This is a genomic window from Paramesorhizobium endophyticum (genome assembly GCF_014640615.1).
In the GTDB taxonomy this organism is placed as follows: domain Bacteria; phylum Pseudomonadota; class Alphaproteobacteria; order Rhizobiales; family Rhizobiaceae; genus Paramesorhizobium; species Paramesorhizobium endophyticum.
Genome location: NZ_BMHH01000010.1, coordinates 1 through 26908 on the forward strand (window position 1 = coordinate 1; position 26908 = coordinate 26908).

24 protein-coding genes are annotated in these 26908 nt (G+C 62.5%); 10 read left to right on the top strand and 14 right to left on the bottom strand.

Annotated features, from left to right (window positions below; all coding sequences use genetic code 11):
• Positions 1-87 precede the first annotated feature (87 nt).
• From uvrB to IEX53_RS13090, 3 genes are all read right to left on the bottom strand, one after another.
• The gene (uvrB, locus tag IEX53_RS13080; protein ID WP_373288651.1) at positions 88-2736 is read right to left on the bottom strand and encodes an excinuclease ABC subunit UvrB; all 2649 of its coding nucleotides are present in this window, start codon (positions 2734-2736) and stop codon (positions 88-90) included.
• A 543-nt stretch (positions 2737-3279) separates the two neighbouring features.
• Positions 3280-3846, bottom strand: coding sequence for an SH3 domain-containing protein (locus tag IEX53_RS13085; protein WP_188824751.1), 567 nt, complete (start codon positions 3844-3846; stop codon positions 3280-3282).
• A gap of 122 nt (positions 3847-3968) precedes the next feature.
• On the bottom strand, positions 3969-5126 hold the full coding sequence (locus tag IEX53_RS13090; protein ID WP_188824626.1) for an alpha/beta hydrolase: 1158 nt from the start codon (positions 5124-5126) through the stop codon (positions 3969-3971).
• 195 nt (positions 5127-5321) lie between these two features.
• Between IEX53_RS13090 and IEX53_RS13095 the strand changes: the two genes are divergently transcribed.
• Positions 5322-5705 carry an acyl-CoA thioesterase gene (locus tag IEX53_RS13095; RefSeq protein ID WP_188824627.1) on the top strand — a complete coding sequence of 128 codons (384 nt, stop codon included), beginning with the start codon at positions 5322-5324 and terminating at the stop codon, positions 5703-5705.
• A 161-nt stretch (positions 5706-5866) separates the two neighbouring features.
• On the opposite strand, the gene IEX53_RS13100 is transcribed toward IEX53_RS13095, so the two are convergent.
• Positions 5867-6640, bottom strand: a complete 774-nt coding sequence (locus IEX53_RS13100; RefSeq protein WP_188824628.1) for an extensin-like domain-containing protein — start codon at positions 6638-6640, stop codon at positions 5867-5869.
• Between the two features lie 223 nt (positions 6641-6863).
• Between IEX53_RS13100 and IEX53_RS13105 the strand changes: the two genes are divergently transcribed.
• Entirely contained in the window at positions 6864-7214 is a 351-nt protein-coding gene (locus IEX53_RS13105; RefSeq protein WP_188824629.1) for a DMT family protein, read from the top strand.
• On the opposite strand, the gene IEX53_RS13110 is transcribed toward IEX53_RS13105, so the two are convergent.
• Both IEX53_RS13110 and IEX53_RS13115 read right to left on the bottom strand, forming a co-directional pair.
• Positions 7211-8095, bottom strand: coding sequence for a DMT family transporter (locus IEX53_RS13110; RefSeq protein ID WP_188824630.1), 885 nt, complete (start codon positions 8093-8095; stop codon positions 7211-7213). The two genes, IEX53_RS13105 and IEX53_RS13110, sit on opposite strands and share 4 nt — an antisense overlap.
• A 240-nt stretch (positions 8096-8335) precedes the next feature.
• Positions 8336-9466 (bottom strand): PQQ-dependent sugar dehydrogenase, encoded by a 1131-nt coding sequence (locus tag IEX53_RS13115; protein WP_188824752.1) that lies wholly within the window; start codon positions 9464-9466, stop codon positions 8336-8338.
• Positions 9467-9676: 210 nt separating this feature from the next.
• Here IEX53_RS13115 and greA point away from each other — a divergent pair, with 210 nt between their 5' ends.
• Together greA and IEX53_RS13125 are read left to right on the top strand one after the other, a co-directional pair.
• Positions 9677-10150 carry a transcription elongation factor GreA gene (gene greA / locus IEX53_RS13120; RefSeq protein ID WP_188824631.1) on the top strand — a complete coding sequence of 158 codons (474 nt, stop codon included), beginning with the start codon at positions 9677-9679 and terminating at the stop codon, positions 10148-10150.
• 320 nt (positions 10151-10470) lie between these two features.
• Entirely contained in the window at positions 10471-11535 is a 1065-nt protein-coding gene (locus IEX53_RS13125; protein ID WP_188824632.1) for a glycosyltransferase family 4 protein, read from the top strand.
• Positions 11536-11562: 27 nt separating this feature from the next.
• On the opposite strand, the gene IEX53_RS13130 is transcribed toward IEX53_RS13125, so the two are convergent.
• A complete protein-coding gene (locus IEX53_RS13130; protein ID WP_188824633.1) occupies positions 11563-12033 on the bottom strand; it encodes an Lrp/AsnC family transcriptional regulator in 471 nt (156 codons plus the stop codon).
• Between the two features lie 315 nt (positions 12034-12348).
• Here IEX53_RS13130 and trxB point away from each other — a divergent pair, with 315 nt between their 5' ends.
• Both trxB and IEX53_RS13140 read left to right on the top strand, forming a co-directional pair.
• Positions 12349-13323: a thioredoxin-disulfide reductase gene (trxB, locus tag IEX53_RS13135; RefSeq protein WP_188824634.1), complete on the top strand. Its 975-nt coding sequence runs from the start codon at positions 12349-12351 to the stop codon at positions 13321-13323.
• Positions 13324-13359: 36 nt separating this feature from the next.
• Positions 13360-14265, top strand: coding sequence for a LysR family transcriptional regulator (locus IEX53_RS13140; RefSeq protein ID WP_188824635.1), 906 nt, complete (start codon positions 13360-13362; stop codon positions 14263-14265).
• Between the two features lie 748 nt (positions 14266-15013).
• On the opposite strand, the gene IEX53_RS13145 is transcribed toward IEX53_RS13140, so the two are convergent.
• Positions 15014-16216 (bottom strand): pyridoxal phosphate-dependent aminotransferase, encoded by a 1203-nt coding sequence (locus tag IEX53_RS13145; protein WP_188824636.1) that lies wholly within the window; start codon positions 16214-16216, stop codon positions 15014-15016.
• 255 nt (positions 16217-16471) lie between these two features.
• Between IEX53_RS13145 and IEX53_RS13150 the strand changes: the two genes are divergently transcribed.
• Positions 16472-17086, top strand: a complete 615-nt coding sequence (locus IEX53_RS13150) for a glutathione S-transferase family protein (protein WP_188824637.1) — start codon at positions 16472-16474, stop codon at positions 17084-17086.
• A 62-nt stretch (positions 17087-17148) separates the two neighbouring features.
• Here the strand turns inward: IEX53_RS13150 and IEX53_RS13155 are convergent, their stop codons facing one another.
• On the bottom strand, positions 17149-17358 hold the full coding sequence (locus tag IEX53_RS13155) for a cold-shock protein (protein ID WP_188824638.1): 210 nt from the start codon (positions 17356-17358) through the stop codon (positions 17149-17151).
• A 389-nt stretch (positions 17359-17747) separates the two neighbouring features.
• Between IEX53_RS13155 and IEX53_RS13160 the strand changes: the two genes are divergently transcribed.
• Positions 17748-19472 carry an ABC transporter ATP-binding protein/permease gene (locus IEX53_RS13160; protein WP_236016189.1) on the top strand — a complete coding sequence of 575 codons (1725 nt, stop codon included), beginning with the start codon at positions 17748-17750 and terminating at the stop codon, positions 19470-19472.
• 44 nt (positions 19473-19516) lie between these two features.
• On the opposite strand, the gene IEX53_RS13165 is transcribed toward IEX53_RS13160, so the two are convergent.
• Genes IEX53_RS13165 through carB form a run of 4 tightly spaced genes read right to left on the bottom strand, consistent with a single transcriptional unit; the run spans position 19517 to position 23678 of the window.
• Entirely contained in the window at positions 19517-19657 is a 141-nt protein-coding gene (locus IEX53_RS13165) for an AbrB/MazE/SpoVT family DNA-binding domain-containing protein (RefSeq protein ID WP_188824640.1), read from the bottom strand.
• A 47-nt stretch (positions 19658-19704) separates the two neighbouring features.
• Entirely contained in the window at positions 19705-19884 is a 180-nt protein-coding gene (locus IEX53_RS13170; RefSeq protein ID WP_188824641.1) for a hypothetical protein, read from the bottom strand.
• A complete protein-coding gene (locus IEX53_RS13175; RefSeq protein ID WP_188824642.1) occupies positions 19881-20165 on the bottom strand; it encodes a hypothetical protein in 285 nt (94 codons plus the stop codon). The genes IEX53_RS13170 and IEX53_RS13175 overlap by 4 nt, the downstream gene beginning before the upstream one ends.
• Before the next feature lie 30 nt (positions 20166-20195).
• Entirely contained in the window at positions 20196-23678 is a 3483-nt protein-coding gene (gene carB, locus IEX53_RS13180) for a carbamoyl-phosphate synthase large subunit (RefSeq protein WP_188824643.1), read from the bottom strand.
• A gap of 299 nt (positions 23679-23977) precedes the next feature.
• Here carB and IEX53_RS13185 point away from each other — a divergent pair, with 299 nt between their 5' ends.
• The gene (locus IEX53_RS13185) at positions 23978-25216 is read left to right on the top strand and encodes an MFS transporter (RefSeq protein WP_188824644.1); all 1239 of its coding nucleotides are present in this window, start codon (positions 23978-23980) and stop codon (positions 25214-25216) included.
• Between the two features lie 21 nt (positions 25217-25237).
• Here the strand turns inward: IEX53_RS13185 and IEX53_RS13190 are convergent, their stop codons facing one another.
• Positions 25238-25585: an ArsR/SmtB family transcription factor gene (locus IEX53_RS13190; RefSeq protein ID WP_188824645.1), complete on the bottom strand. Its 348-nt coding sequence runs from the start codon at positions 25583-25585 to the stop codon at positions 25238-25240.
• Positions 25586-25706: 121 nt separating this feature from the next.
• Between IEX53_RS13190 and IEX53_RS13195 the strand changes: the two genes are divergently transcribed.
• Entirely contained in the window at positions 25707-26888 is a 1182-nt protein-coding gene (locus IEX53_RS13195; protein WP_188824646.1) for an MFS transporter, read from the top strand.
• The last annotated feature ends 20 nt before the right edge of the window (positions 26889-26908 follow it).

Sequence of the window (26908 nt, forward strand, 5' to 3'; positions counted from 1 at the left end):
TCCCTCAGAATCTATTTTCCGCTAACTTGCAACAACGCTTTTATACTCATGTGCGATTCCCCTACCGCAAGGGGGAGGGAGGGCGCGCTACCGTCCCGGCCTGCCGGTCTTGCTCGGGCGGCGCTTCTTGCGCGAGACCTCCGCCGGGTCCTCATAGGAGCCGATGCCGGCGCGCTCGCGGCGGACGGGTGCTTCGCCGTCGGGAACTTCCGTGCGCCGCACCGTCATTTCGTCCAGCGAGTTCTTGCGGAACAGGCTTTCGCCGGCAGGGACGGCGTGGTCGCCGGAGGTGCCCATTTCGTCCAGGGAGGGTTTGCGGAAGAGGGATTGGCCGGATGCGTTGCGTTCCGTCGCGCCGCCCTCGTGGTTCGAGGCTCGCTGCGCTCGCACCTCACCATGAGGGCTTCCCTTTTTGGCCGCCTGTTTCCGCTTCTCCTGCGTGTTGTCCACGCCCGCATCGCGGGCCATGGGGTCGTCGAGGATGGCAAGTTCGGTTTCGCGCAGGCGCTTGATCTCGTCGCGCAGGCGGGCGGCGCGCTCGAAGTCGAGATCGGCGGCGGCGTCGCGCATTTCCTTTTCCAGATGCTCCAGATGCGCCTTGAGATTGTTGCCGACCAGCGCGCCTTCCTCGGCAAAGCCGGAGATATCGGCCCGCACGTGGTCGCGCTCGTAGACGCTGTTGAGGATGTCGCCGATGTTCTTCTTCACGCTCTCCGGCGTGATGCCATGGATCTGGTTGTACTCGGTCTGCTTCTCGCGGCGGCGGTTGGTTTCGGCGATGGCGCGCTCCATCGAGCCGGTCATCTGGTCGGCATAGAGCACGACCCGGCCATCGACATTGCGCGCGGCGCGGCCGATGGTCTGGATAAGCGAGGTTTCGGAGCGCAGGAAGCCTTCCTTGTCGGCGTCGAGAATGGCGACGAGGGCGCATTCGGGAATGTCGAGGCCCTCGCGCAAGAGATTGATGCCAACCAGCACGTCGAACGCGCCGAGGCGGAGGTCGCGCAGAATCTCGATGCGCTCCAGCGTGTCGATGTCGGAATGCATGTAGCGGACGCGGATGCCCTGCTCGTGCAGATATTCCGTCAGGTCCTCGGCCATGCGCTTCGTCAGCACCGTCACCAGCGTACGGTAGCCCTTGGCGGTGGTGGCGCGGATTTCGCCCAGCACGTCGTCCACCTGGCTCTTGGCGGGGCGAATTTCCACCGGCGGGTCGATCAGCCCGGTGGGGCGGATGACCTGTTCGGCGAAGACGCCACCCGCCTGCTCCATCTCCCACTTGCTGGGGGTGGCCGAGACGGCGACGGTCTGCGGGCGCATCGCGTCCCATTCCTCAAAGCGCAGCGGACGGTTGTCCATGCAGGAGGGCAGACGGAAGCCATATTCGGCCAGCGTCGCCTTGCGGCGGAAGTCGCCGCGATACATTGCGCCGATTTGCGGGATGGTGACGTGGCTCTCGTCGATGAAGACCAGCGTGTCGTCGGGGATATATTCGAACAGGGTCGGGGGCGGGTCGCCGGGGCGGCGGCCTGTGAGATAGCGCGAATAGTTTTCGATGCCGTTGCAGGAGCCGGTCGCCTCCAGCATTTCGAGGTCGAAGGTGCAGCGCTGCTCCAGCCGCTGCGCTTCCAGCAGGCGCCCGGCGCGAGTCAGCTCGTCCAGCCGGTGCTTCAGCTCTTCCTTGATCGATTTGATCGCCTGGTTCAGCGTCGGGCGCGGCGTGACATAGTGCGAGTTGGCGTAGATCTTGACCGATTTCAGGTCGCCGGTTTTCTGGCCGGTCAGCGGGTCGAACTCGGTGATCGCCTCGATCTCATCGCCGAACAGCGAGATGCGCCATGCCCGGTCTTCCAAGTGGGCAGGGAAGATTTCGATGGTGTCGCCGCGCACCCGGAACGAGCCGCGCACGAAATTAATGTCCTGCCGCTTGTATTGCTGGGCCACGAGATCGGCGAGAAGCTGGCGCTGGTCGAGCCGGTCGCCGATCTTCATCTCGAAGGTCATGGCGGTATAGGTTTCGACCGAGCCGATACCGTAGATGCAGGAGACCGAGGCGACGATGATCACGTCGTCGCGCTCGAGCAGGGAGCGGGTGGCGGAGTGGCGCATCCGGTCGATCTGCTCGTTGATCGAGGATTCCTTCTCGATAAAGGTATCCGAGCGCGGGACATAGGCTTCCGGCTGGTAGTAATCGTAATAGGAAACGAAATACTCCACCGCATTGTTGGGGAAGAAGCTCTTGAACTCGCCATAGAGCTGGGCGGCCAGCGTCTTGTTGTGCGCGAGGATGAGGGCAGGGCGTTGCGTTTCCTCGATCACCTTGGCCATGGTGAAGGTCTTGCCCGAGCCGGTGACGCCGAGCAGCACCTGCGTACGGTCCTCGTTCCGCAAGCCTTCCACCAGGTCGCGGATCGCCGTCGGCTGGTCGCCGGAGGGCTGGAACGGCGTCTCCATGCGGATGGGAATGCCGCCTTCCGACTTGGCGGGCCGGGCAGGGCGGTGGGGCGTCCACAACACACCGTTCTTGAACAGTGGATTGCCGGATTCGATCAGGTCGGCCAGCGCCTGCACCGTGGCGGTCGCGCCTGACGGGGACAGGCCTGTCGCGTCCTCAAGACTGATATCGAGGCCGGCAACCGGATTGAGCCCCGCCGCCGCACGCTCCTTCGCCGAGGCAGCGCCGCCCATGGATGTGCCGCGGGCCGTCGTTCCTCCGGCTTTTTTTTTCGCGCTCACGCTGTCGCCGCTTCGCGGCTCGCTCCGCGAGGGCGCGCCACGAGGCGCGACGGGCGGTCGCCCTTGCCGCGCTTCGCGCGGAGGCGCAGACTGTTTTACCTTGGCGGCCTTCGCCTTTTCGGCTTCCGCGCCGATTTCCTTCGCCCAATCGGCAATGGAGCCGGACAGGGGCGTACCCGTCAGTTCGGCCTGCGGCGCTTCGCCGAAGCCATAGGGGTCGTAGCTGTCGCTGGTCTCCAGCCGGTCCGGATCACGCGGCTTGGGTGAATTTTTCGGTGATGATGCCATGGCGCCAATATGGAGAGAGTCAGCGAGAATGAAAAGGGCGCGGCGGGAAAGATGTCCCGGTTTCCATGAGGTTCCTCCTGACAGGGTGATGTCAGGAAGATCTCCCTCCTTCCCCCTTGCGGGGAAGGTGCGCGCGTCAGCGGGCGGATGGGGGTGGTGACGGATGCGCTTTTGCTGAAGACAGTGGCGGTGCGTCACCACCCCCACCCGACCCTTCGGGCCACCCTCCCCGCAAGGGGGAGGGAGGGCGCTAAATTACCGCCCGTGCGGGCCGTCACCCATGCGTCCGCGCCAGTCGCCGCGCCGCTCCCAGCGGCGGCCGTCACGCCAATCGCGCCGGTCGCGCCATTCACGGCGGTCGCGGGAGTGCCAGCGCGGACGGTCCCAGCGGTCGCGATCACGCCAGTGCCGGCGCTCCCAGCGATCGCGGTCACGCCAATGGCGGCGTTCCCAGCGGTCGTGGTCGCGGTCGGCGATGGCGGCGCCGATCACTGCGCCCGCGATCAGCGGAATGCCGATGGCGGCGGCGGTGGAACCGAAATCATTGCCGGAATAGGTGGACGACCCCTCGCGCATCGCCAGATAGCGGGAGGAGGCCCAACCGGACAATCCGCCATAATTAACCTGGCACCAGCCATAGCCCGCCGTGCAACCCGCGACATTGACCACGGCGCCATTGGGTAAAGCCCCAAGCGCGGGATATCCCGAACTCGGCCCCGTGCGCACGTTCAGGTCGGTGGTAACCAGCGCCGTAGCGGCCTGCGCGGCGGTGGTGGCGAAGATGCCGACAGCCAGGGCGGCAGTTCTCAATAGTGATCTCATCATACTCTCCTTAACCCATCCCTCTGTCCGGGTTAACGGGGACTGAAGAGGCATGTTCCCGGCAGAATAGTGTCTGGCCGCAGAAAGCCAATTCAATTTCGGTGCATTCCCGACAGGCTACTTTACCGGGGCAGGTCCGTGGCTGCCGTCAGTATGCGCGTTGGCAGGTAGAGCACCAGCGAGGCCGCGCCGCGCAGGACCGAGGAGCCATCGGCAAGGATGGTTTCTCCGGGGGTAGGGCCTTCGCCTTCCAGTGTGCGCTCGGTCAGGCCGCCGCGTTTGACGAGGGTCATCAATGTCGGCGAGGAGGCGAAGACGTCATGGCCACCTTCATCGACATCGGACAGGTCGAGCACGGTGATGCCGTTTTCCCTGAGCATGGCGATGTCGGAACCGCCGCCGACGCGGGGGTGGCCGCCGGTTATGCGGGAGGAGATGTTGAGCGCCCGGTCTTCCCGCGACACCAGCACGGCGAAGGGGCGCGGCAATTTGCCGATGTCCCGCACCTGTTCACGAAACACGTCGACATCGATATCGGGCGCGGCGAGCATCACGCTGGTCAGCCTATCGATGGGGGCACGCCGCCCCGATATGGCAAGTGTGCGCAAGGCTTCCATCACCACCAGCGAGCCCATGGAATGGCCGACCAGAATGATGCGCTTCGCCCTCGTTCGGCTGACAATCTCCAGCAGTTCCGCCAACCCATCCCGGGCGAAATTGGCGCTGTCGCGATCATAGACGTAAAGGCCAAGCGCGCCGGCGGAAGGCCAGGCATAGTGGACGGCGACGGATTTGAAGCCGTAATCGTGGATGAACTGCGCTTCGCGGAAAGTGCTGTCGGCGAAATTGTTGTTGTAGCCGTGCACGAACACCAGGATTTCCTGCTCGTTGGTCGGGCGCGCGGCGAGCGCCGCATTCAGCTTCTCTGCAAAAACCTTGCGGTTGTCATATGGCTGGAGGGCGACGGCGGCGAAATATTTGGCGGGATCGGGCACGCGATCGGTTTTCTCGACGATGCCGCTCTTGTGGGTGGGCGGAATGCCGACATCCACGCGCGCGAAATTGAGCGCGAGCGAGCGCTTGGCGTTATAGGGCAGGGAGAGATTGTCCGACCGCTGGCGGGTGGTGGCGACGTAAACCGGTACGACGGCAGCCGGTTTCTCACCCATGCGGACCATGGCGGCTTCGGCGCGGGGGCCGGCCCACAGGACGGCGCGTCCGCTGCATCCCGCCAGAGAGAGGGCCATCAGCAGGAATAGGCCAAGTCGTGCTGCGATCATTCGGTCTCCGGCGGTCCCCGCATACGCCCAGCCAAATTATGGACGCGATTGAGTCGGAAAAGACCAGCAATAATGCTGCACTGCAACCCGCGCGCAGCCGCTATCCACTGGCGAATGGCTCTTTCCAGCGATGTTCCCCTGCATCCATCATGGTGATAGAGACGATTCTCATTCCATTCTCTGAAAGGACAATCGATGAAGGAAGCGAAACCCACGGGTGTTCTGACCCTGCGCACCCAGGCCATGCCGAAGGACGCAAATGCGGCGGGAGATATTTTCGGCGGCTGGGTGATGTCGCAGATGGATATTGCCGGCGCGGTCAGGGCGGCGGAACGGGCAGGCGGTCGCGTCGTCACCGCCGCCGTGAACCAGATGTCCTTCGCCAAGCCCGTCAAGATCGGCGATACGCTCTGCGTCTATACGGATATCGTCCGCGTCGGGCGCACCTCGATCACGCTTCGCGTCGAGGCCTGGGCGCAGCGCTATCTGACGCTCAACATGGAACTGGTGACGCACGCCGAATTCGTCATGGTGGCGCTGGACCTGAACGGGAAGCCGAAGGCGGTTCCTGCGGAGTAGGGCGGCCACGCGCGCACCCTCCCCCTTGCGGGGAGGGTGGCCCGAAGGGCCGGATGGGGGTGGTGACGTTTGCGCCACGGTCTTCGAAGCAAGCGCATCCGTCACCACCCCCATCCGCCCGCTCCCGCGGGCACCTTCCCCGCAAGGGGGAAGGAGGCTCTTTACCGGCACGCTCTGTACCCATTCCGCCGCTGCATTAGATCGAAGTGGAAGTGATCCGCGTGTTCCCGGTTGTAGCCCGGCCCTAGCACGGTGGTGAAATAATCGCAGGCTTCGGAGCGGACGCTGTTGAGCAGTCCGCGCTTGCGGAAGGAGAACCAGCCCGGCTTCTCTACCTTGATGAGGTCGCCATTGTTCAGGCGGATGCGGGTGACGTCGATGGCGTTTCCGCGTGAGTGCTCCGACATCTTTGCGCCGCGCCGGTGGTTCATGGTGCGGCAGGAATAGCCGCCGGCATTGTAGATGGTATTGACGCCCGAGAGATAGCGGAAGCGGGTCGACGGTACGAGATCGCCCTTGACCCAGCGGGCGAACGCCTCGGTGACGGCGCAATTGAGCTTGGCGGCGGGCTGGAAGCGGATCGCCCTCCCGGCGAAACCGGATACGAGGATGGGATTGTCGATGCGGCAGGTGCCACCGTCATTGATCGGGGGTAGCTCGGTGAAGACAACGCCCAGCCGCTTCAACCGCACGCGACAGGCCATCTCGCCGGAGGATTGGGCGTAGAGATTTTCGGCCGCCGTGACCGGGTTTTCGACGCGCGGCTGGAAACCGTAATCCGCCTGAGCGTCCTCGACCGGGGCGGCAAGCGACATGCCGACATCCGCCTCTGGCCGGCGCACTGTTTCGCGCGAGCATGAGGCCATCAAGACCGTTGCACAGATGATAAATAGCGTGGCGAGCCGATACGGCCGCGGGGACAACGCAATACTCATGTCCGTCTTTCCATCCCGCGCCCCGGGGAGGGCGAGTGCTCCATTGATGGTGTGAGACGGACGATAAGCGCCAAGCGTAAAGGAAGCTTAAGCGGCTTGGTTAAGGGCTGTGTCCGAAAAGCGGCAGCGGGTTGAATTCGGCGTGAATGGTGGGCTTCGCGCTTGCATTATGCGTGGCTCTCAATGCAATGGCGGCCATTATTCATTTTATCCCGGATGCCATATGCGGTTTCTGCTTTCTCCTTCCGTCCTGCCCATTTTGATGCTGGCGGCCTCGAATGTGTTCATGACATTCGCCTGGTATGGGCATTTGAAATTTCCCAAGGCGTCTTTGGTTACGGTCGTTCTCATCAGCTGGGGCATTGCGCTCGTCGAATATTGCCTGGCGGTCCCGGCCAACCGGATCGGCCATGGCATCTATTCGACGGCGCAGCTGAAGACGATACAGGAGGTCATCACGCTCACGGTTTTTGTGGCGTTCTCCGTGCTTTACCTCAAGGAGCCGCTGACCTGGCAGCATCTCCTCGGTTTCGCGCTCATTGCCTGCGGCGCTGCTTTGATCTTCAAGGCTTAGGCGGCCCGGCGCGCCCGCATCATCGGAACGAGCTCGACGGCGAGCATCGCGGCGAAGATCAGCGCGCATCCGGCGATGCCCGAGGGCGGCAGGCGGTCGCCCAGCAGCAATGCGCCGAAGAGGGCGGCGAACAGCGCTTCCGACGACAGGAATATCGCCGCCTGCGGGGCAGTGGTGTAGCGCTGGCCGACTGCCTGCAATGTGAAGGCGATGCCCGACGAGAAGACGCCGGCAAAGAGGATTTCCGGCGCGGCGGCCCGCATCCCGTTCCAGTCGATGCCTTCCTGCACGAGGGCCAGCGCGAGGCCGAGCACGGCGCAGAGCGTGAACTGAACGAGGCAGAGCATCATCGGCCTTCCGGTTCGGTTGGCGTAGCGCGTAACGAAGACAACCTGCAGCGCCCAGAAGACGGCACCGAGAATGACCATCCAGTCGCCTGGAATCAGGGCTTCGAGCGCGCTGCCGGAGAGGAGCCATATTCCGGCGAGCGCCGCAATGGCGCAGGGCCAGATGATCGGGTGCGGCCAATGGCGGAACAGGATGATGCCGACGAACGGCACCATCACCACATAAAGCCCGGTCAGGAAACCCGCATTGGTGACCGACGTCGTCAGCATGCCGAATTGCTGCGCGGCGATGCCGGCGAAGAGCAGAAGGCCGATGAACAGGAAGCCGAAATGGTCTGAGGATTTCAGCGCCCTATGAGCCTGCCGCGCCTCACGCAGCGCAAGCGGCAGCACGGTGAGCGCCGCCAGCACAAAACGCAGGCCGATGAACATCAACGGGCCGATGCTCGCCATCGCGGTCGATTGCGCGACGAAGCCAAGGCCCCATATCGCGCCCGCAAGGAGAAGCAGCAGATTGGCGCGACTGCGCGGCATGGGGGCTCCTGATCGACTGGTTTGTTCTGCGCGGAAATTAATTATGCGGGCGGGACGGCGCGGCCCTTTGTCCTGCCTGGCTCCCTCCTTCCCCCTTGCGGGGAAGGTGCCCGCGTTAGCGGGCGGATGGGGGTGGTGACGTTCGCGCTTGCTTCGAAGACCCTAGCGCAAACGTCACCACCCCCACCCGACCCTTCGGGCCACCCTCCCCGCAAGGGGGAGGGAGCCAAAGCCGCGTCACTATTCCGCCCGAGACAGCCTAACAATGGACGCATCATCGCCATCGGAGAGCAGGTACACCGACCCGTCAGGAGCCACGCGGACATCGCGGATACGGCCGAACTTGCCCTCCAGCAGCCGTTCTTCGCCTGATATCTTCCCCTTTTCATCCCGGTCGAGGCGCACGAGCATCTCATATTTCAACGCGCCGGCCAGAAGGTCGCCCTTCCATTCGGGGAACATCTCGCCTTCATAGACGGCGAGGCCGGACGGCGCGATGGACGGGTCCCAGTAATGAAGCGGCTGCTCATAGCCCTCTGCCGCCGTGCCGATGCCGATCTTCGCTCCGGAATAGTGAACGCCATAGCCGATCCGCGGCCAGCCATAGTTCTTGCCTGCCTCGGGGCTGTTGACCTCGTCGCCGCCGCGCGGACCGTGCTCGGTGACGAGAAGTGCATCGGTGAGCGGATCCCAGGCGGCGCCTTGCGCGTTGCGATGGCCTTTCGACCAGATCTGCGGCAGGCCCTTACCGCCATCGGCGAAGGGATTGTTGGCGGGCACCGAGCCATCGGCATTGATGCGCAGAACCGAACCGGCGGGATCCGAAAAGTCTTGCGCGCGCTCCATGTCGCCGCGCTCGCCGAAGGTGACGAACAGCGTACCATCGGGCGCGATGACGATGCGCGAGCCGAAATGCTGGCCGCGCGAGGTCTTTTTCTTTGTCGAAAACAGCGTCTTCACATCGGTGAGACGGGCCTTGCCGCCATCCCGTTCAAGCCGCGCGCTGGCGATTGCCGTGCCGGCTCCGCCATCGCCCGGCTCGGAAAAGGTGAAATAGATCGTGCCGCTCTTGGCGAAATCCGGCGCGAGCGCCACATCGAGCAAGCCGCCCTGGCCGTTGTCCCAGACTTCGGGCACGCCGTCTACGGGTTCGGAAACCTTGCCATTGCTGACAATGCGCATGGTTCCGGCTTTTTCGGTGACGAGCAGCGCGCCATCCGGCAGGAAGGCGAGGCTCCAGGGCGAGGCGAGGCCGGTCGCCACGGTCTCGGCCTCGATCCGGGCCTTCTGCGTGGTGAACTCCTGCGCGCCGGCGCTGGACAGGCCGGCAATGGTGAAGAGGGCGGCTAGGGCAGTCGTCGTTCTGTTCATCATGAACATGAATTTAGCGACGCATTGACAGGTATCAAGCCAGCGGAGCGCGCCCTCGTAATTTTTCTTCGTGAAATCGTTGTAATCAGTGCTATATATTAGGCAGGATGATTTGGACGGTTCCGAGGCTTTGCTTCGGGGGCCGTTTTCTTTTTGTGTCCAGTCGCCGCTTTGCAAGGCGGCATAGGTTGAGGGAAAGGAAATTTGAGCATGGAAAAGTTCCCGATGACCCAAGGCGGTTTCGACAAGCTCAAGGACGAGCTTCGCTGGCGTCAGCAGGAGGAACGGCCGCGCATCATCGACGCGATTTCCGAGGCGCGCGCCCATGGCGATCTTTCCGAGAATGCCGAGTATCACGCGGCGAAGGAAGCGCAGAGCCTGAACGAGGGCCGCATCGGCGAGCTCGAGGATTATATCGCGCGCGCGGAAGTGATCGATATTTCCAAGCTTTCCGGCGACAAGATCAAGTTCGGCGCCACGGTGACGATGATCGACGAGGATACCGAAGAGGAGAAGGTCTACCAGATCGTCGGCGACCAGGAAGCCGATGTGAAGCAGGGCCGAATCTCCATCTCCTCGCCCATCGCGCGGGCGCTTATCGGCAAGAGCGAGGGCGACACCATCGAGGTGAACGCACCCGGCGGCTCGCGGTCCTATGAGATCATCGGGCTGAAATATTCGTAAGGGATTGGTGCTCGTCAGAGGGGTCGTGTTTTGATGGATGCGCGAGGCGCCCCCCTCTGCCCTGCCGGAGTTCGTCGCTGGAAAAGCCAAATCGTTGGCTTTTCCTCGGCCTTCGGCCGAACGCTCCTTAACCCCCGCAAGGGGGGAGATTGGCTGGCACGACCTGCGGCATTCATCTTGCAACGTTTGCGATTGGCATCGAGTATTGATGAAGGCGTAATCTCCCCCCTTGCGGGGGAGATGTCCGGCAGGACAGAGGGGGGCGCTGTCCCGCTGAAATATCCGTTTAGAGTGCTCTGTTCGCTCGGAAAGGCACAGCCATGCCAGAGCGCATAACGGATATCGAGATCGTTGCGCCCAATTTCAAGCGCCAGCTTTCGGGGGTAACCTCGACCATCGTGCAGCTTATTCCGCTGCAACGGCGGATGGGCCTCCGCATCGCGACGATGGGGCCCGGCCTGCCGGACGGATTGCCGAAACTCGGCTGGCTGTCCCTCCTGCAATTCTGGAAAAGGCCGAAGCGGCGCGCGCATCGCATCTGGCACGCGCGGCGCAACAATGAGATGGTGGCGGGCGTCATCATGCGCGATGTGCTGCGCATGCCGCTGCGCCTTGTCTTTACCTCCGCCGCCCAGCGCAACCACAAGCCTTTCACCAAATGGCTGATCCGCCGCATGGACGCGGTGATCGCCACCAGCGCGCGGTCCGGCAGCTATCTGGAAGTGCCGCATACCGTCATCATGCATGGCGTCGATACGGAGCGCTTCCACCCGCCGCACACGGGGGAGGACGAGTTCGCCGCTTCCGGTCTGCCGGGGCGTTATGCCATCGGCTGTTTCGGGCGGGTACGTCATCAGAAGGGTACGGATCTGTTCGTCGATGCGATGATCGCGCTGCTGCCCGATTATCCCGACTGGACGGCTGTTATCACCGGGCGCACAACGGCGGAACACAAGGCTTTTGAGGATGATCTCAAGGCGCGCATCGCCAAGGCCGGATTGCAGGACCGTATCGTTTTTCTGGGCGAGGTGCCGGATATCAAGGTCTGGTACCGGCGGCTTTCGCTCTATGTCGCGCCATCGCGCAATGAAGGCTTCGGCCTCACCCCGCTTGAAGCCGGAGCTTCGCGCACGGCGTCGGTGACGAGCGATGCCGGCGCTTATGCCGAAATGATCGAGACGGGAAAGACCGGCGCCGTAGTGCCTGCGGGCGACGGCGCGGCGTTACGCGAGGCAATTCGCCCCTATCTCGCCGACCCCGCCTTGGCAATCGCCCATGGCGACAATGCGCTCGCCCATGTGCGGGAGAATTTCCCGCTGGATAAGGAGGCGAGGGCGATCGGGGAGGTGTATGGGAAGGTCAGTGAGATAGTGAGTAGTGAGTAGAGGTTTCTCCTGCCCACTATCTCACTCCTAAATCAGCATCAACGCCTCGTCCTTCACCGCCCTGATGGTCAGCGCGGTGCGGACGGAATCGACATTGGGTGTCGCCGTCAGTTCCTCGATGACAAAGGTCTGGAAGGTGTTGATGTCGGGGGCGACGCAGTGGAGGAGGAAGTCGGATTCGCCCGAGACCATCCAGGCGCGGCGCACCAGCGGCCAGTGCTTGGTCTTTTCGGCGAAGGCCTTCAAATCCGCATCCGCCTGCCGGTGGAGGCCGACCGAGCAGAAGGCGACCAGATCCTGGCCCAGCGCCGAGCCGTTGAGGATGGCGCGGTAGCCGCGGATGACGCCGCTTTCCTCCAGCTTGCGCACCCGCCTCAAGCAGGGCGGGGCGGATATGCCGACGCGGTCCGCAAGCTCGACATTGGTGATGCGGCCATCATTCTGCAATTCCCTGAGGATTTTCCAGTCGATGTCGTCGAGATCGGCCTTGATGGGCATGCATGGCTCCGGAGGGAATCACTTGTTCTTGCATTTGTACGACGCCGCATCATTCGTCCAGCCGTAAAATGCACGGCGCAAGGATATTGCGCTTGAAGGCAATAATCATATCCGATTCCCATCCCGCCGCAACTGGATGTTGCTCTGTCCCCGGACGCTTCGCCGCACCGCGTCCATGGGATTAGCCTGTGGCTAAACGACCGTAATGCCTGTGGAAACCTTGCAAAAGGGCCATGCCAAACATTACTTTGACAACAATTGCCTGGATGGTCGCCCGGCATCGTCGAATCGATGCCGCTTTACGAGGATTTCCCCATGTCACAGCGCCACGCGCCCGTTCTCATCATCGGTTCCGGCCCTGCGGGCTATACGGCGGCGATCTATGCGGCGCGGGCGATGCTCAAACCAATCGTCGTGGCGGGCCTGCAGCAGGGCGGCCAGCTGACGATTACCACCGATGTGGAGAATTATCCGGGCTATGCGGACCCCGTGCAGGGGCCGTGGATGATGGAGCAGATGGCCAAGCAGGCGGAGAATGTCGGCGCGGAGATCGTGCAGGACATCATCACCGAGGTCGATATTTCGGTCCGTCCGTTCCGCCTCAAGGGCGATTCCGGCACGGATTACACCTGTGACGCGCTGATCATCGCCACCGGCGCCCAGGCGAAATGGCTGGGCCTGCCGAGCGAGCAGACTTTCATGGGCGGCGGCGTTTCGGCCTGCGCCACCTGCGACGGGTTCTTCTATCGCGGGCGTGACGTGGTCGTGGTCGGCGGAGGCAATACGGCGGTCGAGGAAGCGCTCTATCTGTCGCATCTGGCGAAATCCGTGACGGTCGTCCACCGGCGCGACGGCTTCCGCGCGGAGAAGATCATGCAGGACCGGCTGTTCTCCAAGGAGAATGTCCGCGTCATCTGGGATACGGTCGTCGACGAGATTGTTGGCACCGAGGGGAAGGCACCGATGGGCCCTGTCGTCACCGGCGTGCGGCTGAAGAACATCAAGACCGGGCAGATGAGCGAGCTTGCGACCGACGGCGTTTTCGTCGCCATCGGCCATGCGCCGGCGGTGTCCTTGTTCGAGGGCAAGCTCAAGCAGAAGCCGAACGGCTATCTCTGGACCGCGCCCGATTCGACGGCGACGGATGTGCCGGGCGTCTTCGCGGCGGGCGATGTTACCGACGACATTTTTCGCCAGGCGGTGACGGCGGCGGGCATGGGCTGCATGGCCGCGCTCGAAGCCGAGCGCTGGCTCGCGGCGCAGGAGCCGATCCGTCAGGCCGCCGAATAGAGCGCCGGGTGAAATCCGGGAGGAAGGACTAGGGAAGTGGTTGCACCGCTCGATTGGGACAAGCTGCGCATATTCCATGCCGCCGCTGAGGCAGGATCGTTTACCCATGCCGCGCAGACATTGCATCTCTCGCAATCGGCGATCTCGCGCCAGGTGAGCGCGCTGGAGCAGGATGTGGGCGTGCCGCTGTTCCAGCGCCATGCGCGCGGGCTGATCCTTACCGAGCAGGGCGAAATGCTCTATCGCACGGCGCATGACGTGCTGATGAAGCTGGAGAATGTGCGCTCCAAGCTCGCCGAAAGCCGGGAGAAGCCTTCCGGCCGCCTGCGGGTGACGACGACGGTGGGGCTGGGTTCCGGCTGGTTGGTGGAGCGGGTGCAGGAGTTCATCGAGCTTTATCCTGATGTCCGGCTGCAGCTGATCCTCGACAATGAGGAACTCGACCTGACCATGCGCCATGCGGATTGCGCCATCCGCCTGCGCCAGCCGCAGCAGCCGGACCTGATCCAGCGGCGACTATTTACTGTGCATATGCATGTCTATGCCTCGGCAAACTATATTGCGCGGCACGGCAAGCTGACTTGTGTGGACGAACTCGACGAGCACCGCATCGTCACCTTCGGCGAGCCCGCGCCAAGCTATCTGACTGGGCTCAACTGGCTGGAAGTGGCGGGGCGCAGCGAGGGCAGCCCGCGCATTCCGACCTTGCAGGTCAACAATCTGCTTTCGATCAAGCGTGCCGCCCAGCGCGGCGTCGGTATCGCCGTGCTGCCCGATTACATGGTCGACAAGGAGTCGGGCCTTGTGCGGCTTCTCCCCGAGATGGAGGAGATTCCGTCCTTCGATACGTTCTTCTGCTACCCGGAAGCGCTGAAGAATTCCGCGAAGCTGCATGCCTTCCGGGATTTCCTGTTTTCGAAAGCGCGCAGCTGGGTTTATTGAGGCACGACGCGCTTCCAGCGTGTTGACGTGCGTGAGCAGGCACCGGGGCAGTCGAGCAGCGGTAAGAAAACGGCGATGGGAGGAGCCATTCCATCCCAACCAGCCGCTTATATGGGCAAGCAGCCTTTTCGGAAATCAGCGTCACTGCTCATATTTTGGTCGCATCGCGTCACAAATGAGCGAAGAGATCGGAAGAAGTTTGCGCTCACGCCGAAGATTTCCGGACTATTCTCGGACCTACTTGTCTTTAAATATTTGAAATATATGCGATTTTTCGAACTTATTCGCTATGCGTGCCGCGCATGGCTGCAATGCGAATTAGCGGGGTTGCATAAAAGGGGGGAGGGGCGCATATCCAGCGCATCTTAAGTGATGCGTCTCCTCCTCCCATTGCGCATCCTTGAGTGTTCCCCTCTGGAGGTTTTGCCGGAAACGGCACCTTCAAAACTCAAAGCCGGACATTTGTCCGGCTTTTTTTTTGAGTTTTGCAAGCTGTTTTCTAGACAAAAGAAAAGGGGCCGCGCGGGCCCCGATTATCGCCTTCCCTCCCCTTTGCGGGGAGGGTGGCCCGAAGGGTCGGGTGGGGGTGGTGACGTTTGTGCGACGATCTTCGAAGCAAGCGCACCCGTCACCACCCCCATCCGCCCGCTAACGCGGCGTTCGTCGCTGGAAAAGCCAAATCGTTGGCTTTTCCTCGGCCTGCGGCCGAACGCTCCTCAATCCCCGCAAGGGGGAAGGGGGCATTCACTTACCGCAGCGAGGCGCAGAAGCGCTGGATACGGGTGCAGGCTTCCTCCAGCAGCGCCTCCGAGGTGGCGTAGGAGATGCGGAAGTTGGGGCCGAGGCCGAAGGCCGAACCCTGCACCACCGCCACGCCTTCGGCTTCCAGCAACTCGGTGACGAAGTCGACGTCCGACTCGATCACCTTGCCCGAAGGAGCCGTTTTGCCGATGAGGCCGGCGCAGGAGGGGTAGACGTAGAACGCGCCCTCCGGCGTCGGGCAGACGATGCCCTTGGCCTGGTTGAGCATGGAGACGACCAGATCGCGGCGGCCCTGGAAGATCGCCTTGTTTTCGGGGATGAAGTCCTGCGGGCCGTTCAGCGCCTCGACCGCAGCCCATTGCGCGATGGTGCAAGCGCCGGAGGTCTGCTGGCCTTGGATCATGTCCATCGCCTTGATGAGCTCGATCGGCCCGGCGGCATAGCCGATGCGCCAACCGGTCATGGCATAGGCTTTCGACACGCCGTTCATGGTGAGCGTGCGGTCATAGAGCGAGGGCTCTACCTGCGCGGGCGTGGTGAAGACGAAATCGCCATAGACCAGATGCTCATACATGTCGTCCGTCAGGATCCAGACATGGGGATGGCGCACCAGCACATCGGTCAGCGCCTTCAGCTCGGCTTGCGTATAGGCGGCGCCGGTCGGGTTCGAGGGCGAGTTGAAGAGAAACCATTTCGTCTTCGGCGTGATCGCCTTCTCGAGGTCCTCGGCGGTGAGCTTGAAATTGTTCTCCTGCTTGGTGTCAACGAAGACGGGCGCGCCGCCGCAGATCGCCACCATTTCCGGATAGCTGACCCAGTAGGGCGCGGGGATGATCACCTCGTCGCCTGGGTTCAGCGTCGCCATGAAGGCGTTGAACAGAATCTGCTTGCCGCCGGTGCCGACGATGGTCTGCTCGGGCTTGTAGTCGAGCCCGTTCTCGCGCTTGAACTTGGCGGCGATGGCCTGACGCAGCTCCGGAATACCGGAAACGGGCGGGTATTTCGTCTCGCCGCGCTCGATGGCGGCGATGGCCGCTTTCTTGATATTATCAGGCGTATCGAAATCCGGCTCGCCCGCGCCAAGACCGATCACATCCTTGCCTTTCGCCTTCAGCTCGCGTGCTTTCTGGCTGACCGCGATGGTGGCGGAAGGCTTTACGCGGGATAGGGCGTCGGCGAGGAATGCCATGGTTCGTACTCCTGAATGGCAGTGGTTTAGCGGCCGGAGGCCGGGCGTCGGTCCGGTTTCGCGGCACTTTCTATGTCGCAAGCGGGAACGAAGCGCAAGAAAAGCTTTGATTTGGCGCATCACACTCAGGCGATTTGCGATGTGGTGTTGCAGGAAAAGGCGAAAGCATCAGCATTCGTTGAATAAAGCTTCAGCCAAACTGATTGGACGGGCAGGGCGGCGATTGCGATACTCGCGCGTAACCGGAGATACCTTATGCCCATCCTTTATTCGCAACCCGATTCCGGAAATTGCTATAAGCCGCGGCTTTTAATGGCAAAACTTGGCATTCCGTTCCGCCATGTCACCGTTTCCTCGGTCGATGGCTCGACGCGCAAGCCGGACTATCTGGCCAAGAACCCGAACGGCAAGGTGCCGCTGCTCGAATTCGATGATGGGCGCTTTCTGGCCGAATCCAACGCCATTCTGCTGCATCTGGCGGAGGGGACGCGTTTTCTGCCTGAGGATGCCTATGAGCGCGCGCTCGTCTATCAATGGCTGTTCTTCGAGCAATATAGCCACGAGCCCCATATCGCGGTGCGCCGCGCGCTGATGGTATACCCTGAGCGGGCCAGGGAGGCGACGCCGGAGAAGCTGGCCGCGACGCTTGCGGGCGGAGAAAAGGCGCTGGGTGTGATGGAAACGCAATTGCAGCAGACGCCGTTCATCGCCGGGGACGAGATGAGCGTCGCCGACATCGCGCTTTACGCCTATACGCACGAGGCGCATCTAGGCGGCTTCGAGCTTGAGCGCTATCCGGCTGTATCGGCGTGGCTCAAGCGTGTTGCCGCGGATTCGGGCCATGTGCCGATTGGTTGGATACCGGAATAAACATAGCAAAAAGGCGGGGTTGCCCCCGCCTTATATTTGCATGCTCGAGAGAGCCGGAAGAATCAGGCGACCGAGAGATTGTCGGCGGAGGACTTGCCGGAGCGGCGGTCCTGCACGATTTCGTAGTTGATCTTCTGCCCTTCATCGAGGGAGGAGAGGCCCGCACGCTGAACGGCGGAGATATGGACGAAAACGTCCGCGCCGCCCTGGTCCGGCTGGATGAAGCCGAAGCCCTTCGTGCTGTTGAACCACTTCACTGTTCCCTTAGCCATGGGAAAATTCCTTTAACGTCATAGAGGATGGCACCCACATGAGGGCATGCGGGACCGCGAATCGAGATTTATGGAGAGGAGATCATCAGGAAGCGCGGATAGTCCGAGCAGGTCGCAAAGTCTCTCGACCGAAATATCGATGAAAGGGATTTTAGGGCACAATCGGCCGGATGGCAAGGGAGTAAGCAACGGAGCGATAACCGAGTATCAAAGGGGAGTTACATACTGCGTCGCTGCCTTATTGCCTTAACAGCGTGCGCCCATACATCTTGGGAATGAAGCGGATCGATGGCGATTCGTCCCAGAGGGAAAAAGGGCCAGCTGTGGAGACCTCAAGCGGAGCTTCCGAACCGAAACCGGACAAGAAAGCCTCCCGCCTGTCGCGCCTGATGGGCCGCGCCGATCCGGGGCGGACCGATATAGTGGCGCAGGGCACGATGATGATCGGCGCCTTCTGGATATCGCCCGTGCGCAACACGCTGCTCGTAACCGGCAGCCTGATCTTCCTCCTCATCGCCGCCATCGCCTATGGCCAGCTCTGGCTCAACAGCTGGAACGTTCCGTTTTACGATGCGCTGTCGCGGCGGGATGTGAACGCCTTCCTGCACCAGCTGCTGGTTTTCGTCGGCATCGCCGGGACGCTGCTGGTGCTCAACGTGACGCAGACCTGGCTCAACCAGATGTTCAAGATGAAGCTGCGCGAGGGATTGGCGGGCGATCTCATCAGGGAGTGGATGGTGCCGGGCCGCGCCTTCCGCCTTTCCGGCGCGGGGGAAATCGGCGTCAACCCGGACCAGCGGCTGCACGAGGACGCAAGGCATCTGGCCGAAACGACGGCGGATCTTGGCATCGGGCTGTTGCAGGCCTCGATCATCCTCATCAGCTTCATCGGCGTGCTCTGGCAATTGTCTGCCGGGTTCATCTTCCATGTCCGCGGCTATAATTTTTCCATTCCCGGCTACATGGTCTGGGCGGCGATCTTCTACGCGGCTTCTGCCTCATGGCTGACATGGATCGTCGGGCGCAGGCTGGTGACGATCAATGCCGACCGCTATGCGCGAGAGGCGGATCTGCGCTTCTCGCTGATGCGGGTCAACGAGCATATTGACGCCATTGCGCTGACGCGGGGCGAGGCAGACGAAAAGCGCCGGCTCGACCTCGACCTGGGCGCGGTGCTGACCGCTATCCGGCGCATCGTCTATGCTCTGACCAATTTGACCTGGGTCACCGCCGGCTATGGCTGGTTCACCATCGTCGCGCCCATTCTGGTGGCCGCGCCGGTCTATTTCTCGGGCGGGCTCACCTTTGGCGGGCTGATGATGGCGGTGGGCGCGTTCACGCAGGTTCATACCTCGCTGCGCTGGTTCGTGGACAATTTCGGCGCCATCGCCGACTGGCGCGCCACGCTGCTGCGCGTCGCTTCCTTCCGGCAGGCGGTCATGCAGATGGACGAGTTCTCCCCGCTGGAGCAGCGCATCACGACCGAGGAGAACGAGGCCAAAACCCTCACCATCGACGATCTGGAAATCGTCTCGACCGAGGGCGGAATGCGGCTGCGCGAGGCGCATGTGGAGGTGAAGCCTGGCGAGCGGGTGCTGATCATTGGACAGCCGGGCGCCGACAAGACGCTGCTTTTCCGTGCGCTTGCCGGGCTCTGGCCGTGGGGGGCGGGTAGGATCGGCCTGCCGAAGGATGAAGAAGTCTTCTACATGCCGCGCATTCCCTATTTCCCGCCGACTTCCTTGCGCGGTGCGCTCGCCTATCCGCTGGATAGCGGCCGTTTTTCGGAGGACGATCTCAAGGCAGCGCTGAAACGCGGCGGCCTCGACCGGCTCGTCTCAAGCCTCGACCGCGTGGCGCGCTGGGACCGGGTCTTGAGCGAAGACGAGCAGCAATGCCTCGCCTTCGCGCGCCTCAGCCTCATCAACCCGCGCTGGGTGGTGGTGGACGAGGCGCTCGACGGCATGGAAGAGGAGGCGCTCGACCGCGTGCTCGACATTCTACGCAATTACATGCAGGAAGCGGCGGTCATCCATATCGGCAAGCGCCTGCCGCATGACCATGTGTTCTCGCGGGTGCTGCATTTGGATAAGGTGGAGGCGGGGGAAAGTTAAGAGAACCGGCACTGTGTGAGACGAATCTAAAGGTCTCGTTTCTATTATATCAGTTCGCGACCGACCGGCGGCGTATCGATCCATTCACGTTCTTCAGCGGAAAGCGGGACAGATGGGTCGTATTGAGCCAGGAGTTCAGCCAAACTGTAACGCGGACGCGCCTTTGGCACGGTGACGCGCTTCATGCCTCCGATGCCTGTCTCTCCGATGGAACGGTATGGCGAAATGACCCTCAATGCGTTTTTGCGTCGAGCGCACGCAATTGGCGTTGAATCTCGTATTGCTCTTCGCGGATACGCGCCAATTTCTCGTCGACCTTTCGGCTCTCGCGCAATTGATAGACCGCCAAGCCCACGCAGATCACAACGACAATTAACATATAACCGATCATATAGGCGAAAGGATCGCTCATTTGAGACCTCTCAACAGCCGTCTTGCCACCAAATGTAAGCCGATCCATAGGATTATGCAAATGGCTGAAATGACTCTTTGCTCCTGAAGCCAGCGTAATCCGGTCGTCAGAAGTGGCGTGACGAACCCTATGGTAACAACGATCACGCCGATCTGGCTGACCATCGTGGCCGTCAGCTTGATACGTTCATTCTCAGCCGTAGCGGCACGCTTTTTCTCCGCCTCACGCTCCAGAAAGCGCCGATGCAGTTCCTCTCTGTCATGCTCCGGCGCCGGTATCATTGTGTTTGCCCCCTCCCGCTTCGGCCCCTGTCAAAAATAATCCTGCAGAGGCCTCACTTCCAAGCTCCCCGCCTTCAGCGCTGCAATCGCCTCGGCCACCGCAGCCGCGCCTGCCAGTGTCGTATAATACGGCACCTTCTGCATCAGCGTGGCGCGGCGGATGGACTTCGAGTCCGATACTGCCTTCGCGCTGTCGGTGGTGTTGAAGACGATATGGACCTGGCGGTTGCGGATGGCGTCTTCGATATGCGGGCGGCCTTCTAGAACCTTGTTGATCTTGGTCGCCTCGACGCCGTTCTCGGCGAGGAAGCGCTGGGTGCCGCCGGTGGCGAGGACCTTGAAGCCGATCCCGGCCAGACGCTTCACCGCCGGGAGGATGCCCGCCTTGTCCTCGTCGCGGACGGAGACGAACAGGGTGCCGTCGCGGGGGAGATCCACGCCGGCGCCCAGCTGCGCCTTGGCGAAGGCGAGGGCGTAGTCGTAGTCGAGGCCCATGACTTCACCCGTCGAGCGCATTTCAGGTCCAAGCAGCGTATCGACGCCGGGGAAGCGGGCGAAGGGGAAGACAGCTTCCTTCACCGCGATATGCGGGCGCGAGGCCTGATCCGGCTTGCCTCCATAGGCCCCAAGCGCGGCGTCCAGCGCTTCGCCCGCCATGATGCGCGCGGCAACCTTGGCGATGGGCCTGCCGATGGTCTTGGCGACGAAGGGCACGGTGCGCGAGGCGCGGGGGTTCACTTCCAACACATAGATGGTGCCGTCCTTGATGGCGTATTGCACGTTCATCAGCCCGCCGACATTGAGCGCCTTGGCGAGCGCGGCGGTCTGGAGTTCGAGTTCGGCCACGACCTCGGCGGAGAGGGAGTGAACGGGGAGCGAGCAGGCGCTGTCGCCCGAATGGATGCCCGCTTCCTCGATATGCTCCATGATGCCGGAGACGAAAGTGTCCTTGCCGTCGCAGAGGCAATCGACGTCCACCTCGATGGCCTCGCTCAGATAGGTGTCGAACAGCAGCGGGTTCTTGCCCAGCAGCGTGTTGATCTGGCCGGTCTTGTCATTGGGATATTTCGCCTTGATGTCTTCCGGCACCAGTTCCGGCACGGTGTCGAGCAGATAGTTCTGCAGCGCCCGCTCGTCATTGATGATCTGCATGGCGCGGCCGCCCAGCACATAGGAAGGGCGCACCACCAGCGGAAAGCCGAGATCGCCGGCGACGAGCCGCGCCTGCTCGACCGAATAGGCGATGCCGTTCTTCGGCTGGTTGAGGCCGAGCTTCATCAGGAGCTTCTGGAAGCGGTCGCGGTCTTCTGCAAGGTCGATGGCGTCGGGCGAGGTGCCGAGGATGGGGATACCCGCCTTTTCCAGCGCGTCGGCGAGCTTCAGCGGCGTCTGGCCGCCGAACTGGACGATGACGCCGACGAGCGTGCCCGCCGCCTGCTCGGCGCGCAGGATCTCCAGCACGTCTTCCGCCGTCAGCGGCTCGAAATAGAGCCGGTCGGAGGTGTCGTAGTCGGTGGAGACCGTCTCCGGATTGCAGTTGATCATGATCGACTCATAGCCCGCATCACCAAGCGCGAAGGCGGCATGGCAGCAGCAATAGTCGAATTCGATGCCCTGGCCGATACGGTTCGGGCCGCCGCCGAGGATGACGACCTTCTTGGCTGACGAGACTTGCGCTTCGGAGCGCGTTTCGCCGGCAAAGGGCGTCTCGTAGGTCGAATACATATAGGCGGTGGGGGAAGCGAATTCGGCGGCGCAGGTGTCGATGCGCTTGTAGACCGGATGCACGTCGAGCGAAGCGCGCAGCTTGGCGACATCCTTCGCGTCTTGCCTGGTGAGGCTGGCAAGGCGGGCGTCGGAGAAGCCCATCGCCTTCAGCATGCGCAGGTTTTCGGCATCCTTGGGCAGGCCGTGCTCGCGGATGCGGGCTTCCATGTTCACGATGCCCTCGATCTGCTCTAAGAACCACGGGTCGATCTTGCAGATCTCGTGCACCTGGCCGACCGTCATCCCCATGCGCAGCGCCTGGGCGACCATGCGCAGGCGGTCGGGCGTCGGCGTGCCGATGGCGGCCCGGATGGCGTTCTTCTCGTCGCCGTCCTCGATGCCGGGAATGGCGATCTCGTCTAGCCCGGTGAGGCCGGTCTCCAAGCCGCGCAGGGCCTTCTGGAGCGATTCCTGGAAGGTGCGGCCAATGGCCATGACTTCGCCGACCGACTTCATGGCGGTGGTCAGAATGGGCGAGGCGCCGGGGAATTTCTCGAAGGCGAAACGCGGGATCTTGGTGACGACGTAATCGATGGACGGCTCGAAGGAGGCGGGCGTCGCGCCGCCGGTGATGTCGTTTTCCAGCTCGTCCATCGTGTAACCGACGGCGAGCTTCGCGGCCACCTTGGCAATCGGGAAGCCTGTCGCCTTGGAGGCGAGCGCCGAGGAGCGCGAGACGCGCGGGTTCATCTCGATGACGATGAGGCGGCCGTCCTTGGGGTTGACGGCGAACTGCACGTTGGAGCCGCCGGTTTCGACGCCGATCTCGCGCAGCACCGCGATGGAGGCGTTGCGCATGATCTGGTATTCTTTGTCGGTCAGCGTCAGGGCAGGGGCGACAGTGATGCTGTCGCCGGTGTGGACGCCCATCGGGTCGAGATTTTCGATGGAGCATACAATAATACAATTGTCCGCCTTGTCGCGGACGACCTCCATCTCATACTCCTTCCAGCCGAGCACAGATTCCTCGATCAGCACTTCGGTGGTTGGGGAAGCGTCGAGGCCGCGCTCGACGATTTCGAAGAATTCCGAGCGGTTATAGGCGATGCCGCCGCCGGTGCCGCCGAGCGTGAAGGAAGGGCGGATGATGGCGGGGAGGCCGACATGGTCGAGCGCCTGCGCCGCCAGGCTCATGGCATGGGTCATGTAGCGCTGCTTGCGGTCGACTTCGCCCAGCTGCCATTCGGTCTCCAGCCGGTCGAGGGCAGCGTCGAGTTCGTCGCCGGAATATTTCGCCTTCAGCGCCTGGCGCTTTTCGTCATGGGCCTGCCGGTCTTTTTCCTTCACTTCCGTGGCGTTGGAGAGCATGGAGCGCGGCGTCTCCAACCCGATCTTCGCCATCGCCTCGCGGAAGAGGGCGCGGTCCTCCGCCTTGTCGATGGCGGCGGCGTTGGCGCCGATCATCTCGACATTATAGCGGTCGAGAACGCCCATGCGTTTCAGCGACAGGGCAGTGTTGAGCGCGGTCTGACCGCCCATGGTCGGCAACAGCGCGTCGGGGCGCTCCTTGGCGATGATCTTGGCGACGACTTCGGGCGTGATCGGCTCGATATAGGTCGCGTCCGCCAGGCCCGGATCGGTCATGATTGTCGCCGGGTTGGAGTTGACGAGGATGATGCGGTAGCCTTCCTCTTTCAGGGCCTTACAGGCCTGAGTGCCGGAATAGTCGAACTCGCAAGCCTGTCCGATAACGATCGGTCCCGCGCCAATGATCAGGATCGATTTGATGTCTGTACGTTTCGGCATGGGTCTGTTCCGTCGCTTTGGGCCGCGCGATAAGAACCCGCGCAAGGTATGACCTCGGCAGGCTGGCAGCAGATTTCTATGGGCTAAGCGGGCCTTATAGGCAAAGGCGGCCCGCGACGTAACCCCCAAAATCAGGATTTTTCATGGTTTTATGTGGGTTTCTGCCGATCCGGCCGGCATGCATGGCGCGTGGCGCTAAAATTCCCTTGGAATGACATGTTTGTGAGTGCGCACCACTATTGGTTGACCTTTCGGTAGTAAATATCAATAGTACTGACAAACCATAGGTATAGTTGGTCATGGACAGGCGATTTATTTGGCTGGCATTGGGATCATTTGCCATCGGCACCGAAGGCTACGTCATATCGAGCCTTCTGCCCAACATTTCGGCTGATCTCGGAGTAAGCCTGCCGCACACGGGATACCTCATCACCGCATTCGCGCTTGCCTATGCCATCGGCGCGCCGGTACTGACCTCGCTGGTGGCCTCGGCGGACAGGCGGCGCGTCATCACCGCGACGCTGGCCCTCTTCGTTTGCGGCAATCTCATCGCCGCGACGAGTTCGTCCTTCGCAATGCTGATGGCAGCCCGAATCGTCATGGCGCTGGCCGCGGGACCGTTCACCGCCATGGCGCAGGCGACCGCCGTGGCGCTTGCCGGACCGAAGCGAAGGGCCAGCGCGATCGCCATCATTGCCGGCGGGGTGACGGTGGCGGTGACGCTCGGCGCGCCGCTTGGCGCTTTGATTGGAAATCTGGTCGGGTGGCGGGGAAATTTCGTTACCGTCGCGATCTTTGGCGGCCTTGCAACGCTTATCCTGTGGAGAGAGTTGCCCAAGGGCCTCACCGGCCCGCGCCAGCCGCTCTCCGAACGTTTGGCGGCAGCGGTGCAGCCCGGCGTGTTCCCGACGCTGGTCACGACCTTTCTCTTCACGGTCGGCTCCTTTGCCATCTTCACCTATATCGCGCCGCTGGCGATGCAGGGGGCGGGGCTCGGCGTATCCGCACTGCCGCTCCTGCTGCTTCTCTTCGGCATTGGCGCGGCAATCGGCAATCTGGCTGGCGGCTATCTCGCAGACCGTTTTGGCGCGTTCCGGACGGGGCTTATCGTCCTTGCGCTCGACGTGATTATCCTCGCGACATTTTCCGTCATCCCGCTCTTTGCGCCGCGCCCTCTCGCCGGTGTGATCCTCATCGCGGCCATGGTCCCGTGGGGCCTTATCGGCTGGGCATTTCCACCGGCGCAGGCGAGCCATATCGTCAGCGTCGCGCCAAAGCTTGCGCCCATCACGCTGTCGCTCAATAATTCGGTGGTTTATCTCGGCGTCGCGTTCGGTTCGTTTATCGGCAGCCTGGTGCTTCAATATCGCTGGCTCGCTGAGCTTGGCTTCGTCGCCGCGCTCTTCGCGCTCCTGGCGATCGTCTCGCTTCTGGTTTTCCAGCAGCCTGCGGCACTTCGGGCTGTCAAACGGGTAAAATCACGCCGGGCCGGTGGCAAAGCGCCGCGTCAGCAGATGCCCGGTGCTGTGGCGCGATAGGGTCGCGCAGCGCGCGATATTCTACGCAGCGTCAATGGCGTCGCCGTGAAGAACCAGCGGCATCTCGACGGCTCTGGCGATGATGCTGTCGAGAAAGCCGGGGAAGCGCTGGTCGAGATCGGTCCGGCGCAGGCTGACGAGCCGCGCGGTGCCACATGGCTCGACATTGACGACGCCCGCCTCGCGCAGCTTGGCCACATGATAGCTGATATTGGTCTTGGAGCCGAAATGGTGGAACCGGCTGCAGGGCAGCGGGTCTCCGTCATGGCGGGCGAGATAGCCGACAATGGCCAGCCGCGTGTCGTCGCCAAGCGCGGAAAGCACGTTTGCAAGCTCGATCTGGTCTATATCCGGGTGCGGCAGTGACATGAGCCAGAGATAAACCCAACCCCAAAGGAATTCAATGCGGCGGGGGCGCCCATGGCATCGGATTGACATTCGGTTAGCTTTTGTTCAATAGTTCAATGAATTTCGAACTAAGAGGTACTCTATGGATAAACGCCTTATCTGGTTGGCTGTCGGGTCATTCACCATAGGCACCGAGAGTTTCGTTATGTCTAGCCTTCTCCCGGCTATTTCCGCCGATGCGCGCATATCGCTGCCGCAGGCGGGTTATCTCATCACCGCGTTCGCGCTCGCCTATGCCATCGGCGCGCCGGTGCTCACCACATTCGCGGGGTCGGCTGACCGCAGGCGGGTTATCGCCGTGACGATGGCGCTCTTCGTCGCCGGCAATCTTCTTGCAGCGGCGAGTTCCTCCTTCGCGCTGCTGCTCATCGCCCGCATCATGATGGCGCTGGCAGCCGGCCTCTTCGCCGCGACGGCGCAGGCGACCGCGGTGGCACTCGCCGGACCGGAGCATAGGGCACGGGCGATTTCCATCATTGTCGGAGGCACCACCGTAGCAGTTGCGCTGGGCGCACCGCTCGGCGCGCTGATCGGAGCCGCGCTCGGCTGGCGGGGAACCTTCCTGTCCGTGGCCGCGCTGGCTGCGGTCGCAGCTGTCATTCTCTGGATCAAGCTGCCGGACGGACTCAGGGGCACGCGGCTGGCGTTAAGCGCGCGCCTTACTGCAGCGGTGCAGCCCGGCATATTTCCATCGCTGGTCACCACTTTTCTGTGCATGACGGGGGCCTTCATCGTCTTCTCCTACATCGCGCCGCTGGCAACCGAGGGGGCGGGACTAAGCGCCGCCGCGCTTCCGGGCATGCTGCTTGCATTCGGTGTCGGCGCGGCAGCGGGCAATCTCAGCAGCGGCTATCTGGCCGACCGTTTCGGCGCAGCGCAGACCGTGTTCGTCGTGCTCGGCCTTCTTGCCGTCGCCCTCGCCATGTTTTCCGTCATTCCGCTGTTCGTGCCGCACCCTGCTGCGGGCTGGCTGCTCGTCGCGGCCATGATCCCGTGGGGCCTCATCGGCTGGGCATTCCCGCCGGCGCAGGCGAGCCATATTGTCGGCGTCTCGCCTGAGCTGGCCCCGATCACATTGTCGCTCAACAATTCGGCGCTTTATCTCGGGGTGGCGTTCGGCTCGTTCGTCGGAGGGCTGGTGCTGAAATATGGCACTGTGGCCGAACTCGGCTACGCCGCGGCGTTGTTCGAAATGCTGGCGATGTTCTCGCTGGTCGTATTCCAGAAACCGGCCGCGCAGGCTGCGGCACGTGCTGCGGCTTGAGGGGATACACCCTGTAACCA

What these genes read in the sequence shown, in the direction of transcription:
- IEX53_RS13095 (WP_188824627.1), top strand. Translation starts at nt 5,322, where the DNA reads ATGAAGGAAGCGAAACCCACGGGTGTTCTGACCCTGCGCACCCAGGCC.
- IEX53_RS13175 (WP_188824642.1), bottom strand. Translation starts at nt 20,165, where the DNA reads ATGATACCGGCGCCGGAGCATGACAGAGAGGAACTGCATCGGCGCTTT.
- IEX53_RS13105 (WP_188824629.1), top strand. Translation starts at nt 6,864, where the DNA reads ATGCGGTTTCTGCTTTCTCCTTCCGTCCTGCCCATTTTGATGCTGGCG.
- IEX53_RS13110 (WP_188824630.1), bottom strand. Translation starts at nt 8,095, where the DNA reads ATGCCGCGCAGTCGCGCCAATCTGCTGCTTCTCCTTGCGGGCGCGATA.
- IEX53_RS13125 (WP_188824632.1), top strand. Translation starts at nt 10,471, where the DNA reads ATGCCAGAGCGCATAACGGATATCGAGATCGTTGCGCCCAATTTCAAG.
- trxB (WP_188824634.1), top strand. Translation starts at nt 12,349, where the DNA reads ATGTCACAGCGCCACGCGCCCGTTCTCATCATCGGTTCCGGCCCTGCG.
- IEX53_RS13155 (WP_188824638.1), bottom strand. Translation starts at nt 17,358, where the DNA reads ATGGCTAAGGGAACAGTGAAGTGGTTCAACAGCACGAAGGGCTTCGGC.
- IEX53_RS13160 (WP_236016189.1), top strand. Translation starts at nt 17,748, where the DNA reads ATGGGCCGCGCCGATCCGGGGCGGACCGATATAGTGGCGCAGGGCACG.
- IEX53_RS13085 (WP_188824751.1), bottom strand. Translation starts at nt 3,846, where the DNA reads ATGAGATCACTATTGAGAACTGCCGCCCTGGCTGTCGGCATCTTCGCC.
- greA (WP_188824631.1), top strand. Translation starts at nt 9,677, where the DNA reads ATGGAAAAGTTCCCGATGACCCAAGGCGGTTTCGACAAGCTCAAGGAC.
- IEX53_RS13115 (WP_188824752.1), bottom strand. Translation starts at nt 9,466, where the DNA reads ATGAACAGAACGACGACTGCCCTAGCCGCCCTCTTCACCATTGCCGGC.
- carB (WP_188824643.1), bottom strand. Translation starts at nt 23,678, where the DNA reads ATGCCGAAACGTACAGACATCAAATCGATCCTGATCATTGGCGCGGGA.
- IEX53_RS13150 (WP_188824637.1), top strand. Translation starts at nt 16,472, where the DNA reads ATGCCCATCCTTTATTCGCAACCCGATTCCGGAAATTGCTATAAGCCG.
- IEX53_RS13100 (WP_188824628.1), bottom strand. Translation starts at nt 6,640, where the DNA reads ATGAGTATTGCGTTGTCCCCGCGGCCGTATCGGCTCGCCACGCTATTT.
- IEX53_RS13165 (WP_188824640.1), bottom strand. Translation starts at nt 19,657, where the DNA reads ATGAAGCGCGTCACCGTGCCAAAGGCGCGTCCGCGTTACAGTTTGGCT.
- IEX53_RS13145 (WP_188824636.1), bottom strand. Translation starts at nt 16,216, where the DNA reads ATGGCATTCCTCGCCGACGCCCTATCCCGCGTAAAGCCTTCCGCCACC.
- IEX53_RS13190 (WP_188824645.1), bottom strand. Translation starts at nt 25,585, where the DNA reads ATGTCACTGCCGCACCCGGATATAGACCAGATCGAGCTTGCAAACGTG.
- IEX53_RS13090 (WP_188824626.1), bottom strand. Translation starts at nt 5,126, where the DNA reads ATGATCGCAGCACGACTTGGCCTATTCCTGCTGATGGCCCTCTCTCTG.
- IEX53_RS13195 (WP_188824646.1), top strand. Translation starts at nt 25,707, where the DNA reads ATGGATAAACGCCTTATCTGGTTGGCTGTCGGGTCATTCACCATAGGC.
- IEX53_RS13185 (WP_188824644.1), top strand. Translation starts at nt 23,978, where the DNA reads ATGGACAGGCGATTTATTTGGCTGGCATTGGGATCATTTGCCATCGGC.
- IEX53_RS13170 (WP_188824641.1), bottom strand. Translation starts at nt 19,884, where the DNA reads ATGAGCGATCCTTTCGCCTATATGATCGGTTATATGTTAATTGTCGTT.
- IEX53_RS13130 (WP_188824633.1), bottom strand. Translation starts at nt 12,033, where the DNA reads ATGCCCATCAAGGCCGATCTCGACGACATCGACTGGAAAATCCTCAGG.